The sequence below is a fragment of the Pseudomonas abieticivorans genome (assembly GCF_023509015.1).
Taxonomy (GTDB): domain Bacteria; phylum Pseudomonadota; class Gammaproteobacteria; order Pseudomonadales; family Pseudomonadaceae; genus Aquipseudomonas; species Aquipseudomonas abieticivorans.
Window position 1 is genome coordinate 4,838,260 of sequence record NZ_CP094975.1, and the last position, 12,514, is coordinate 4,850,773.

Annotated in this window: 10 protein-coding genes; all 10 read left to right on the forward strand. The window is 63.3% G+C overall.

The window, feature by feature from the left end; genetic code table 11:
- Positions 1–15: 15 nt before the first annotated feature.
- Positions 16–1,512 (forward strand): CoA-acylating methylmalonate-semialdehyde dehydrogenase, encoded by a 1,497-nt coding sequence (locus tag L9B60_RS22165; RefSeq protein ID WP_249673118.1) that lies wholly within the window; start codon positions 16–18, stop codon positions 1,510–1,512.
- Between the two features lie 246 nt (positions 1,513–1,758).
- Positions 1,759–3,012 carry an MFS transporter gene (locus L9B60_RS22170; protein ID WP_249673119.1) on the forward strand — a complete coding sequence of 418 codons (1,254 nt, stop codon included), beginning with the start codon at positions 1,759–1,761 and terminating at the stop codon, positions 3,010–3,012.
- Positions 3,013–3,021: 9 nt separating this feature from the next.
- On the forward strand, positions 3,022–3,828 hold the full coding sequence (locus L9B60_RS22175; protein ID WP_249673120.1) for a sugar phosphate isomerase/epimerase family protein: 807 nt from the start codon (positions 3,022–3,024) through the stop codon (positions 3,826–3,828).
- A 15-nt stretch (positions 3,829–3,843) separates the two neighbouring features.
- On the forward strand, positions 3,844–5,013 hold the full coding sequence (locus L9B60_RS22180; RefSeq protein WP_249673121.1) for a Gfo/Idh/MocA family protein: 1,170 nt from the start codon (positions 3,844–3,846) through the stop codon (positions 5,011–5,013).
- 138 nt (positions 5,014–5,151) lie between these two features.
- A complete protein-coding gene (locus tag L9B60_RS22185) occupies positions 5,152–6,711 on the forward strand; it encodes a GMC family oxidoreductase (RefSeq protein WP_249673122.1) in 1,560 nt (519 codons plus the stop codon).
- 12 nt (positions 6,712–6,723) lie between these two features.
- Entirely contained in the window at positions 6,724–8,529 is a 1,806-nt protein-coding gene (locus L9B60_RS22190) for a thiamine pyrophosphate-binding protein (protein WP_249673123.1), read from the forward strand.
- 51 nt (positions 8,530–8,580) lie between these two features.
- Positions 8,581–9,282: a hypothetical protein gene (locus L9B60_RS22195; protein WP_249673124.1), complete on the forward strand. Its 702-nt coding sequence runs from the start codon at positions 8,581–8,583 to the stop codon at positions 9,280–9,282.
- Between the two features lie 277 nt (positions 9,283–9,559).
- The gene (locus tag L9B60_RS22200) at positions 9,560–10,429 is read left to right on the forward strand and encodes an alpha/beta fold hydrolase (protein WP_249673125.1); all 870 of its coding nucleotides are present in this window, start codon (positions 9,560–9,562) and stop codon (positions 10,427–10,429) included.
- A 30-nt stretch (positions 10,430–10,459) separates the two neighbouring features.
- Positions 10,460–11,734 carry a glycosyltransferase gene (locus tag L9B60_RS22205; protein ID WP_249673126.1) on the forward strand — a complete coding sequence of 425 codons (1,275 nt, stop codon included), beginning with the start codon at positions 10,460–10,462 and terminating at the stop codon, positions 11,732–11,734.
- Between the two features lie 44 nt (positions 11,735–11,778).
- Positions 11,779–12,504: an autoinducer binding domain-containing protein gene (locus L9B60_RS22210; RefSeq protein WP_283780524.1), complete on the forward strand. Its 726-nt coding sequence runs from the start codon at positions 11,779–11,781 to the stop codon at positions 12,502–12,504.
- Positions 12,505–12,514: the final 10 nt, after the last annotated feature.

Here is a 12,514-nt window from a genome sequence, read left to right on the forward strand (position 1 = left end):
GTGAGGACAAAAACAATGAGTACCCTCGGACACCTGATCAACGGCCAGACGGTCGTCAATGCCCAGCGCACCCAACCGGTCTACAACCCGGCCACTGGCCAGGCGCACAAGCAGGTGGCGCTGGCCGACAAGGCCACGGTGGAGTCGGCGATCGCGGCCGCCCACCAGGCTTTCCCGGCATGGCGCGATACCCCGCCGGCCAAGCGTGCGCGCGTGATGTTCCGCTTCAAGGAGCTGCTGGAACAAAATGCCGAACGCATCTGCCAACTGATTGGTGAGGAGCACGGCAAGATCAGCCATGACGCGGCGGGCGAACTGCAGCGCGGCATCGAAAACGTCGAGTACGCGTGTGGCGCCCCCGAGTTGCTCAAAGGCGAGCACAGCCGCAACGTGGGCCCCAATATCGACTCCTGGAGCGAATTCCAGCCACTGGGCGTAGTGGCCGGCATCACGCCGTTCAACTTCCCGGTGATGGTGCCGTTGTGGATGATCCCCATGGCACTGGTGTGCGGCAATTGCTTCGTGCTCAAGCCGTCGGAACGTGACCCGGGCGCCACCCTGTACATCGCCCAACTGCTGCACGAGGCCGGGCTGCCTGCCGGTGTGCTGAACGTGGTCAACGGTGACAAAGAAGCCGTCGACACCCTGCTGCACGATGCGCGCGTGCAGGCGGTCAGTTTTGTCGGCTCCACGCCCATCGCCGAACATATCTACCGCACCGCCACGGCCAACGGCAAACGCTGCCAAGCGCTGGGCGGGGCGAAAAACCACGCCATCGTACTGCCCGATGCCGACCTGGACAACGCGGTCAACTCGTTGCTGGGCGCCGCTTTTGGCTCTTCGGGCGAGCGTTGCATGGCGCTGTCGGTGGCCGTGGCGGTAGGTGACGCGGTGGCCGATGCGCTGGTCGAAAAACTGCACGTGGCCATGCAGGGTTTGACCTTTGGCGTGTACAGCGAAAGCAGCAACGATTTTGGCCCGTTGATCACCCGCCAGCACAAGGACAAGGTGGTGGGCTACATCACCAGCGCCGAGCGCCAGGGGGCGCACCTTGTGGTGGATGGCCGCGACGCTCGCGTGCCGGGCTACGAAGAAGGTTTTTTCGTGGGTGCGACCCTGATCGACCGGGTCACGCCCGCCATGGACAGCTACCAGGCCGAGATTTTCGGCCCGGTGTTGCAAGTGATGCGCGTGGCGACCATGGAGCAGGCCATGCAACTGATCAACGACCATGAATACGGCAACGGCACCTGTATCTATACCCGCGACGGGGAAGCGGCGCGTTACTTCAGTGACCGGATCCAGGTGGGCATGGTCGGCATCAACGTGCCCCTGCCGGTGCCGGTGGCCGCCCACAGTTTTGGTGGGTGGAAGCGTTCGCTGTTTGGCGACTTGCACGCCTACGGACCCGATGGCGTGCGCTTCTACACCAAGCGCAAGACCATCACCCAGCGCTGGCCATCGGCCCATATTCGCGAAGGTGCGGAGTTTTCGATGCCAACCATGAAGTAAGCGCCGCCAGGCCACCCAGGCCGCTGCACCGGCAACGGGCAGCGGCTTTTTCGTGGGCGCTGCGTCAATGTGCGTCACTTGTCCTGCGAGTGCGAAATTGAGTACCACGGTGGGTGCGCGGATACTGGAATCAGAGCACGCAGACGCTCAGCCGTTGTTGCTTCAATCACTGTCTATAGGGCATCAGCCCACACTTCCAATAATGCAGGGGGCGTGTCGTAAAGCCCTCTGGACAGGTGATCATCGATGATGAAAACAAGAGACAACTCCTACGTAACGCCGCGTATTCGCAAGGCCCGGTTGGCCACGTTCGGCGGCTTCATGATCCTGGGCGCCATGCTCTACACCTGGTCGGTGGGCGTCAGCGCCTTTCGCAGTCAGTTGGGCCTGCAAGGCAGCCTGGGCGACCTGGATTTTGGCATGGTGGCGCTGGGCATTGGCATTGGCTCCACGATAGGCGCCTTGGGCATCGGGCGCTTTCTGGACCGCTTCGGGCCCAAGACGGTGATCCGCTGGTTGATGCTGTTGTACCCGGTGTCGATCATTGCCCTGGGGTTTGCCAGCCAATTCTGGTTCGCCATGCTGTTCGGGATGGTGTTGGGCACCTTGCGCGGCGCCACCGACACCGCGCTCAACGCCCACGGGGTGCAGGTGGAGCGTTTCTACCAACGGCCGATCATGGCGGCTTTCCATGCGTTCTTTTCCTTGGGCGGGTTCTTTTTTGGCATTCTGGCCAGCTACCTGGCCGGGCTGTTCCCATTGAGTGCGGCGGCGCCCTTTACCTTTGCCGGCATCAGCCTGGCGATCCTCAGCCTGCTCGCCAACCGCTACATGCTGGGCAAACATGAGCTGCTGGCGGCAAGTGCAACGGACTCGCCCTCGGGTACCCAGGGCTGGGACTGGCGCGTGCTGGCCATCATGATCGCCTTCGGCGCCTTGCTGACCGGGGGCATGGTCAGCGAGAGCGCGGTGAACGACTGGGGCCAGGAGTTCCTGATCCGTGAAACCGGCTTGAGTATCTCCACGGCGGGCCTGGCGATCAGCCTGTTCACCGGTGCCGGTTTCATCGGGCGTATCACCGGTGACCGCCTGGCCGAACTGATCGGCGTGGCGCGCATGCTGTTGTGCTGCGGGCTCACCGCCATTGCCGGGATCTGCCTGGCCACCCTGAGCAGCACGCCACTGTTGGCCATGGGCGGGTTCGCCCTGTTGGGCCTGGGCCTTTCGTGTATCGCCCCGTTGATGCTGTCCAGTGCCGGGCGCAAGGACCCGGCCAATGCCGGGCGCAATGTCGGCATCGTCAACGGTATCGGCTTTTCCGGGCTGCTGGGCGGGCCTGCCGCCTATTCGCTGGTGGTCAGCACCTTCGGTATTCACGCGCTGTTCTACATCCCGCTGGTGCTGATCAGCCTGCTGACCCTGCTGGGGCCGTTGCTGATGAAGGTGCGCCCGCAGCACAGCAAGCCACCGCGCAACGGTGCCTCGATAGCCGCGAAATAGGGCCGCGTCATGAAATCCACTGTTGAACCACGACTCTCGGTGTGCGGCATCACCACGCGCTACCAGACGTTCGATGAAGACGTAGGTGTGTGCTGTCAAGCTGGCATCGATGGCATCAGCCTCTGGTGGGACAAGATCCGCCACCACGGCATCGCCGCAGGCGCGACGTTACTGCGTGATGCACAGCTGCCTGCGGTCAGCCTGGTCGGCTTGCCAAGCCTGTTGAGCGCAGGTGCCTTCGACACGCTGTGCGAAGGGCTGGATGCCTGCGCGACCCTGGGTGCCAGGGTAATGGGCGTGGTGCCCGGCAACTGCGAAGGGCGCAGCCAGGCGCACATGCTGGGGGCCACCCTGGAGGCGCTCGCGCGCTTGGCCGAGCAGGCGCGGCAACGTGGCGTGACACTGGCGCTGGAGCCGGTGCACGCACCCTATCTGGATTACTTGAACACCCTGGCCGACGCCGATCGCATCGTTTGTACGGTTGACCACCCGAACCTTGGCCTGTTGTTCGACGCCTGGCACCTGTGCCATGAAGCGGACCTTGAGGCGCGCATCGCCCAGACCGCCAGGCGTATTGCCCTGGTGCACTTTTCCGATTGGCGCGAACCCACGCGCTGCCATGACGATCGCCTGCTGCCCGGCGACGGCGTGCTACCGCTGGCGCACTGGCTGCGTCACCTGCGGCGCAGCGGTTACCAAGGCTACTTCGATGTCGAGGTGTTCTCCGAGGACGTGTGGCGCGCCAACCCTCTGCAAAACCTGAAGCGGTGCCGAACTTTTTTCGATGACGTCTGGGCCAATCCCGGCCCGCGTTGATGGAGGTGGTTGAACGTGGCCAGATTGACCGGTGATATCCCTGCACAAAAGAAACTCAAGGTGGGCATGGTAGGGGGCGGCCAAGGGGCTTACTTCGCCAGCTACCATCGCGCCGCCATGCGCCTGTGCAATCGTTACGAGCTGGTGGCGGGAGCGTTTTCCTCGGACCCTGCCACCGGGCGTGAAGCCGGCGAGGCGCTGGGGGTGCCGGCCGATCGGATCTATGCCTCCTATGCTCAGATGGCACAGGCCGAGCAGGCCCGCCCGGACCCGATCGAGGCGGTGGTGATCGTCACGCCCAACCATTTGCACTTCCAGGCGTGCCGCGCGTTCCTGGCCGCCGGTATCCCAGTGATCTGTGACAAGCCGCTGGTCAACCACCTGGAAGAGGCCCACGCGCTGGCACGCCTGGTGGAGCAGCACGACACCTTCCTGGCCTTGACCTACACCTACCTGGGCTACCCGATGGTGCGCGACGCTCGTAGCCGCATCCAGGCCGGCGAGCTGGGTGAGATTCGATTCATGTACGTCGAGTACTTGCTGGAATGGCTGGCACCGGGCACGGCAAACCTGAGTAAAAGCCTGGCCTGGCGCGGCGACCCCGCCAAGGTCGGCCCCACCGCTGCGCTGGGGGACATCGGCACCCACGCCTTCAACATGCTCGAGTTCTTGTCCGGGCAGCGCTGCACGGCGCTCAACGCCAAGCTGACCAGTACCGTGCCGGGCTGGGCGATGGACGATACCAACGTGGTGCAATTGGAGTTCGAGGGCGGTGTCGACGGTTTGCTCTGGGCCAGCCTGGCCGCCCCAGGGCATCGCAATGGCTTGCGTTTCAAGATCATTGGCAGCCTGGCGTCGCTTGAGTGGTGCCAGGAAAGCCCGGAAACCCTACGCGTCACCCCCACGGGGGCCGCAGAGCGAATCTACCGGCGCGGCCAGGCCGACAACGCCGAACACACCCTGGCTGTGACCAGCTTGCCGGCGGGCAATACCGAGGGTTACCTGGAAGCGCTGGCGGTGCTTTACGCCGACTTTGCCGACGCCTTGCAGGCCGGCAGCGCCTGGCGCGAAGCCACTTTGGTGCCGCTCCCGGACATCCGCGAGGGGGTGCGTGGCGTGGCCTTGTCCCAGGCCTGCGTAACGTCCAACCGCGAGCGGGCCTGGGTGGCTTTTCCGACTATTTAAGCCTGTGCGTCAGTGTGCGTCGGCTTTGCTGGCGTTGCGAAATTGAGCGCAGGTGGCCAACGGCAAATACTTCAAGGGCGCCCATCGGAGGCTGGCAATGCCGGTGGGCTTTTGAAGCAACGAGAGGCGGTAACGCACATGAATAACAATCCAGACGTGATCGTCATCGGCAGTGGAATCGGCGGCGGCGCCACGGCCCGGCGCCTGGCGGAAAACGGTGTCAACGTGCTGCTGCTGGAGCGGGGTGACTGGGTGCCGCAGGAGGAGCAGAATTGGAGCGTGGCTTCGGTGTTCTTCGATAAGCGCTACACCGCCCATGATTCGTGGCTGGATGCCAACGGCGCGGCGTTCCGCCCCAGCATCTACTACAACGTGGGTGGCTGCACCAAGTTCTATGGCGCCTCGATGATCCGCCTGCGCGAGCGTGACTTTCAAGCGCTGCAGCATGAAGCTGGCGTATCGCCGGCCTGGCCCATCACCTACGCCGAGCTTGAGCCTTATTACGCGCAAGCCGAAGCCATTTTCCAGGTGCACGGCGACGACACCGATGACCCTTCGGCGCCTTGGCGCAGCGCTGCCTACCCGTACCCCCGGGTAGCCAGCGAGCCTATCGTGGCGCAGATGGGCGCAGCCTTGGGTCGGCTTGGCGCGCGGACCTCGGCGCTGCCCCTGGCGATCAATTATTCGAGCCAGGGCAACTGTATCCTCTGCAAGACCTGCGATGGCTTCCCGTGCAAGGTCAGCGCGAAAATGGAGGCGGAAACCGCGCTCGTCCGCCCGGCGTTGGCGACCGGTCGCGTCACCTTGCGAACCCACGTTCAGGTCGAGCGACTGTTGCTGTCGGCCGATGGTAAAACCGTGACGGGCGTGCAGGTGCAGGCCGACGGCAAGGCCGAGGTGCTCAGTGCCAAGCTGATCGTGGTGGCGTGCGGCGCGGTCAACAGCGCCGCCCTGCTGCTGCGCTCTGCCTGCGCTGCGGCGCCTAATGGCGTGGCCAATAGCAGCGACGTGGTGGGGCGCAACTACATGGCCCACAACCAGACCGCGCTGATGGGCATCTCGATGCGCGAGAACACCACCACCTTCCAGAAAACCCTGGCCATGAACGAGTTCTACTTCGGCGCGCCCGACTATGCCTACCCCTTGGGGCACGCGCAGATGCTGGGCAAGCTGCAAGGCGGGATGCTCTCGGCCAACGTACCGTTCCTGCCCAAGGCAGTGGGCTCGACCATGGCGCGGCACAGTATCGACTGGATTGCCTTTTCCGAAGACCTGCCCGACCCCGAAAGCCGCGTGGTGCTTAAGGATGGCCAGATCCAATTGGCGATCCGCCGCAACAATTTGGCGCCGCATCAGGTACTGGTCAAGAAGCTGGCGGCCTTATTGCGCGCCAGTGGTTACCCGATTGTGCTGACCAAGCCGCTGCTTAAGCACTCCACCTCGCACCAGTGCGGCACCGTGAAGTTCGGCACAGACCCGCGCGCTTCGGCGTTGGACACCTACTGCCGCAGCCACGACCACTCGAATCTGTTCGTGATTGATGCCTCGTTCATGCCGTCCTCCGCGGCGGTCAACCCGGCACTCACGATTGCGGCGCAGGCCTTGCGCGCCGCCGATCACATCCTGGCGCGGGACTTTGGCATCGCTACCGCGACCACGCCCCGCGCAGAGCAATCCCACCTTCACACCTCGCATTAACAGGAGCAGGACATGGCTGACACAAAAAAAATGACCGGCGGGCAAATCGTGGTCGAGTACCTCATCCGCGAAAAAGTGCCCTATGTCTTCGGCATTCCCGGCCACGGCAACACCGCGCTGCTCGATGCCTTCGTCGATCGCAAGGCCGAAATCACCTTGGTGCCGGCCATGCATGAGCAGGGCGCCTCGCACATGGCTGACGGGTTCTACCGCGCCAGTGGCCAGATTGCCGCGGTGTGCGCTTCGATCGGCCCGGGTGCCACCAACACCCTGACCGGCATCGCCACGGCCTTCGCCGACTCGATCCCGCAACTGGTGATCAGCGGTGGGGTGCACACCTACATGATGGGCAAGGGCGTGTTGCAGGAACTGGACCGGCCCCACGGCGACAACTTCCCGCGCATGGCCGAACCGGTGGTCAAGCGCTGGTGGCAACCCAGCCATGTCGAGCAACTGCCCGGCGTGATGACCCAGGCCTTCAATGTAATGCTTGAAGGGCGCCGCGGCCCTGCGTTGATCAACCTGCCGCAAGACCTGCAGGCTGAGTATGCCGACGTGCCGTTGCCGGCGCCGCAAGCCCATCGCAGCCACGGCCGCCTGCACGGTGACCCGGCCGATATCACCCGCGCGGTCGAGTTGTTGCTGTCGGCCGAGCGCCCGGTGATCATGGCCGGTGGCGGGGTCATCGCGGCCAACGCCAGCCCCGATTTGGTGGCGATTGCCGAACACGTGGGGGCTGCGGTCACGACCTCGTTCATGGGCAAGGGCTCGATCCCCGAAGACCACCCGCTGTATGCCTGGCCCTGCGGTGACCTGGGCTCGATCCCGGGCAATGCCATGACCCGCGAAGCAGACGTGATTTTGGCCATCGGCTGCCGCTTCAGCGACCGCATCACGTCCTCCTACCGCCCGGGCGTGACCTTCGATATTCCGAAGACCAAGCTGATCCAGATCGACATCGATGGCTTCGAGATCGGTAAGAACTACCCGGCCGAAGTGGGCATCGTCGGCGATGCCGGGCCCATCCTCAGTGCGCTGTTGGCGCAACTGCGCGCCCAGGGCCCAGCCCGCGATTATTCGCAATCGCCGATGTTCAAGCGCCTGCAAGCCCTCAAAGGCAAGTGGGAAGAGCACCTGCACCCGTTGCGCACCTGCAACGAGTCGCCGATGACTGTGTCCCAAGTGCTGTTCGAAGCGCGCAAGGTGTTGCCACGCAACACCATCGTGGTCACCGACTCCAGCAACCCGCAGAACCAGGTGTTCAACGAGTTCCCGGTGTATGGCCCCAAGCAGCACATCACCCCGGGCGGTTTCTCCGGCATCGGTTTTGCCGTGCCTGCGGCCATTGGCGCGAAGATGGGCGCACCGAGCCAACCAGTGGTGGCGATCTGTGGCGACGGGGCCTTCTTGCAGACTGGCCAGGAACTGGCCACGGCGGTGATGATGGGCGTGCCGGCGATCTTCCTGATCATGAACAACGGCGGCTGGGCGGCGATTCGCAACTTGCAGTTGAATATGTTCGGTGAGGACCGCGAGATGATCACCGACTTCCGCACGCCGGACGGAGCATCGTGGGAAGCGCACATCGCTGATTTTGCCAAGTCCTTGGGCGCGGCGTCCGAGCGCGTCACTGACCCGCTGCAAATCGGCGCGGCCGTTGAGCGTGCGCTGGCATCGGGCCGGCCCTATGTGATCGAGGCGATCACGTCCCTCGACCGGCCGTGGAGCAACATGCACCCGACCGGTTGGTGGGACATTACCGTGCCGGCCTACCTGGGTGAGTTGCGCGACGACTACGTCGAGAAGCGCGGCTTCTGATCAACCGCCTGCCCCCCTCGGGGCGGCAGGTTTTTTCAGCAGGAGAGGGTGATGACAACAATCAACCAACGGCGTGAGCTGCAGTTTTCCGACGAGTTCGTCGAGTGTTACCTGGTGGAGAACGTCAAAGACTTCAGCGTGCCGGGCGGGGTGGTGCTGAACCTCGATCACGCGCCGATGACGCTGGGCGGGCCAGTGCCCAGCGTGGTACCGGGCTGGAAGTCGACGATGTTGTTCAACGGCATTATCAGCCAGGCTGCGCGAGTGGCGGTGTTTCGGGTGCGCAGTGAAGTGAACCTGGGCGGCCTGGTGTTCGGCGAGTGGGATTGGTTCGGCAACCGTTTCGCCAAGTTTCCCCGCACCACGCCTTTGTACATCTCGCGTTACGATGAGATCGGCAGCGTGCAACTGGACCCCTTCACCTTCGCCAACCAGCGTGAGCAAGCGCGCGACCTGCGCGAGTACGGGATCCGTTTGAACCTGTGGTGGGCACCGGCCAATACCGATTGTTACCTGCACAACGAGCATCCGTTTCTGGAGATACACACGCAGATCCATGGTGCGGGGCGCATCCAGTCGTTTCTCGAGCGCGACGAAAAAACCCTCTATCGCGAAATCAGCATGGCGCCGGGGTATACCCACGATCCTTTCAGCCAGGTGCAGGGTGATGGGCGCCCGCTCTACCCGTGGCATCGTTACTGGTCGGATTCGGATGCGATCTGGCTGGCGATTGAATTTCATCCTCGGGGTTGATCGGATCAACCCCATTTAAGCAACTCGCATACACCGCCAATTAGCCGGCGTCAACAATTGATCGCCTACCTGATCTGGTAGTTGTGGCGATGTGCCCGACAGGCAGAAAATCCCCCCACAGAACGTTACGCACCCGCCGTTGCCCGGGGGTGCGCTGTTTTCACGTCCGCCTGTGACGTATTCGATAACAACAATAATCGACACGTGCTCACGGAACCTGGCTGACAGGTGCCGCGGGCCTCTCTGCTATTACGGATGACAGCGTCGGGGATGTGCCATGCGCAGCGATAATTTTGTGATCGAGAAGATTTTCAAGCACTACCAGGTTTATGTGGAGCGCGTGGGTAACGACCCGGGGCGCAAGACGGTGTTGATGGTCAACGGTGCAATGTCCACCACCACCTCGTTTACCCGGGCTTGCAAGTGCCTGGCCGAGCATTTTAACGTGGTGCTGTTCGACCTACCATTCGCCGGCAACTCACGGGCGCATAACCCGCAGCAAGGCTTGGTGACCAAGGACGATGAGGTGCAGATCCTCTTGGCGCTGGTCGAACGTTTCCAGGTCAACCACTTGGCGTCGATCTCGTGGGGCGGTATCTCGACGTTGCTGGCCTTGAGCCGTAACCCGTCGAGCATCGAGAGTTCGGTGGTGATGTCGTTTGCACCCAGCCTCAATGCCGCCATGCGCGATTACGTAACCAAGGCCCAGGGCTTGATCGAGTGCGACGACAAGTCGGCCATCGGCCACCTGCTCAATGACACGGTGGGCAAGTACCTCTCGCCACGCTTGAAGATATGCAACCACCAACATATGGTGTCGCTGGCCAGCGCCGAGTATCAGCAGGCGCGCTTTCACATCAACCAGGTGATGCAATTGGGCGACGGCAATTACCTGGAGCGCCTGCGCGACATACGCAGCCACGTGCACTTTCTCAATGGTACCTGTGACGAATACACCTCGGTGCAGGACGCCCAGGCGTTTGGCCGGTACGTGCAGTCATGCAGCTTCAGCAAGGTGGAAGGCGCCGGGCACTTTTTGGACCTGGAGTCGCGACTGGCAGCCGAGCGCACCCATGACGCGCTGCTTGGGCACCTGTTGAATGTCGAGGCCGCAAATGAAGGTCGGCCCAAGGTACGTTATGCCTGAATCGGGCCCAACGTCACGCAAGGAGGCACCATGCGCATCATCTTGATCGCCATCGGCTCGGCCGGTGATGTCTTTCCGTTCATTGGCCTGGGGCGCGCGCTGCGCCAGGGCGGCCATCGGGTCACCCTGTGCAGTATGCCGGCCTTTCGCGAGGCCATCGAGCAGCAGGGCCTGGAGTTTGTGCCGGTGTGCGACGCGCAGACCTATGAATCGACCATGAGCGACCCCAGGTTGTGGGCGCCCAAGACCTCGTTCGCGGTGCTGTGGCAGGCCATCGCGAGCATGCTGGAGCCGGTTTACGACTACGTGGTGTCCCAGCGTCACGACGATATCGTGGTGGTGGGGTCGCTGTGGGCGCTGGGCGCGCGCATTGCCCATGAAAAGTACGGTATTCCCTACCTGTCGGTACAAGTGTCGCCTTCCACGCTTTTGTCAGCCCATGTGCCGCCCGTGCACCCCAGTTTCAATGTGTCGCCGCGGGTGCCCTTGACGCTGCGCAAGTGGCTGTGGCGCGGCATCGAATACCTGAGCCTGGACCGCGTGGTGGCACCGCAGATCAATGCGCTGCGCGCCAAGGTGGGCTTGAAGGTGCCGGTGCGACGGGTGTTCAGCCAGTGGATGCATGCGCCGCAAGGCGTGCTGTGCCTATTTCCCGAATGGTTTGCAGCGGCGCAGATGGACTGGCCTAAGCCTTTGACACTGGCCGGTTTTCCGTTGTTCGACGGCAGCGAAACGGCCCCCCTGGACGCAGGGCTGCAGGCGTTTTTGCAGGCTGGGGAGCCGCCGGTGGTGTTTACCACGGGCTCTACCGAGCATTTCGACGAGCGCTTCTACCGCTTGGCCATCAATGTGCTGGGCCAGGTGGGCGCACGGGGTATTTTCTTGACCGGTGGGCGCGAGCCTTTGCAGGACCTGCCGGCGTTTGTGCTGCAGCGCAGGTTCGTGCCTATGTCCAGCCTGTTGCCCAAGACCTGCGCCCTGGTGCACCCCGGCGGCATCGGCGCCATGAGCCTGGCCTTGGCGGCGGGCATCCCCCAGGTGGTGATGCCGGTGGCCCATGACCAGTTCGACAATGCCGAGCGACTTCATCGCCTGGGTTGCGGGGTGAAGCTAGGTTTGCCGCTCAAGGAGGCCGACCTGCACCAGGCCTTGTTGCGAATGTTGCTGGATGCCGACCTGGCGCAGGCCTGCGAGCATGCAAGGGCGCTGTCGGGGCCTTCGAGCGCTGCCTTCGAGGTGGCGTGCACGCTGATAGAGCGCTGCCACAGGCGGTACGAGGGTGCAGCGTTGGCCCAGGCCTCTTGATCACGCGGGCAACGTCGCGCGTGGCCGCCAAGGCACGCGCTGCCATGGCGACACAAGCCGAGTTGACGCGCTGGTGCTGTGAGCTGCGCATCGACATGTTGCTCAAGGACAGTTTGCCAGGCGTGCTGGCCATCTTGGACAGGGAGGTGGGCCGCCTGGGGTTTGAGTATTACGCCTGCGCCGTGCGCCACCTGACCCCGTTTACCCGCCCACGCACCGAAATAATCGGCTCTTACCCGGAGCAGTGGCTGGAGCGTTACACGCAGCAGAATTACGCCGCCATCGACCCTTCGCTTCTCAACGGTTTGCGCTCCAGTGACATGGTGGTGTGGGGTGATGGGGTGTTCGACGACTGTCGGCAACTGTGGGGCGAGGCCCGGGAGTGTGGCTTGCGCGTGGGCGCCACGATGCCCATGCGCACGGCGTGCAATGCCTTGTGCGTGCTGTCGGTGGCCAGGGGGGCCGAGTCGTTGAGCGCACAGGAGTCTGGCCATGTACGTCTGGCCCTGCGTTATCTGCTGGAGTTGGGCGTACAGCGCTTGACCGAGTTGGGCTACGACATGCTGGACCAGGCCGCCATCACCCTCAGCCACCGTGAGCGCGAGATCCTGCAATGGACCGCCGATGGCAAAAGCTCCGGCGAAATCGCGCTGATCCTGGAGATCTCCATCAACACGGTCAATTTTCACCTCAAGGCTATCCAGAAGAAGTTCAAGGCCTCCAACAAGACCCTGGCGGCGGCCCACGCCGCAGCGCTGGGGCTGATCTGATAAGGATGAC

Bases quoted from the DNA above. Each gene is read 5' to 3' on its own strand.
- L9B60_RS22165 (WP_249673118.1), top strand. From the start codon at position 16: ATGAGTACCCTCGGACACCTGATCAACGGCCAGACGGTCGTCAATGCC.
- L9B60_RS22170 (WP_249673119.1), top strand. From the start codon at position 1,759: ATGATGAAAACAAGAGACAACTCCTACGTAACGCCGCGTATTCGCAAG.
- L9B60_RS22175 (WP_249673120.1), top strand. From the start codon at position 3,022: ATGAAATCCACTGTTGAACCACGACTCTCGGTGTGCGGCATCACCACG.
- L9B60_RS22185 (WP_249673122.1), top strand. From the start codon at position 5,152: ATGAATAACAATCCAGACGTGATCGTCATCGGCAGTGGAATCGGCGGC.
- L9B60_RS22190 (WP_249673123.1), top strand. From the start codon at position 6,724: ATGGCTGACACAAAAAAAATGACCGGCGGGCAAATCGTGGTCGAGTAC.
- L9B60_RS22195 (WP_249673124.1), top strand. From the start codon at position 8,581: ATGACAACAATCAACCAACGGCGTGAGCTGCAGTTTTCCGACGAGTTC.
- L9B60_RS22200 (WP_249673125.1), top strand. From the start codon at position 9,560: ATGCGCAGCGATAATTTTGTGATCGAGAAGATTTTCAAGCACTACCAG.
- L9B60_RS22205 (WP_249673126.1), top strand. From the start codon at position 10,460: ATGCGCATCATCTTGATCGCCATCGGCTCGGCCGGTGATGTCTTTCCG.
- L9B60_RS22210 (WP_283780524.1), top strand. From the start codon at position 11,779: ATGGCGACACAAGCCGAGTTGACGCGCTGGTGCTGTGAGCTGCGCATC.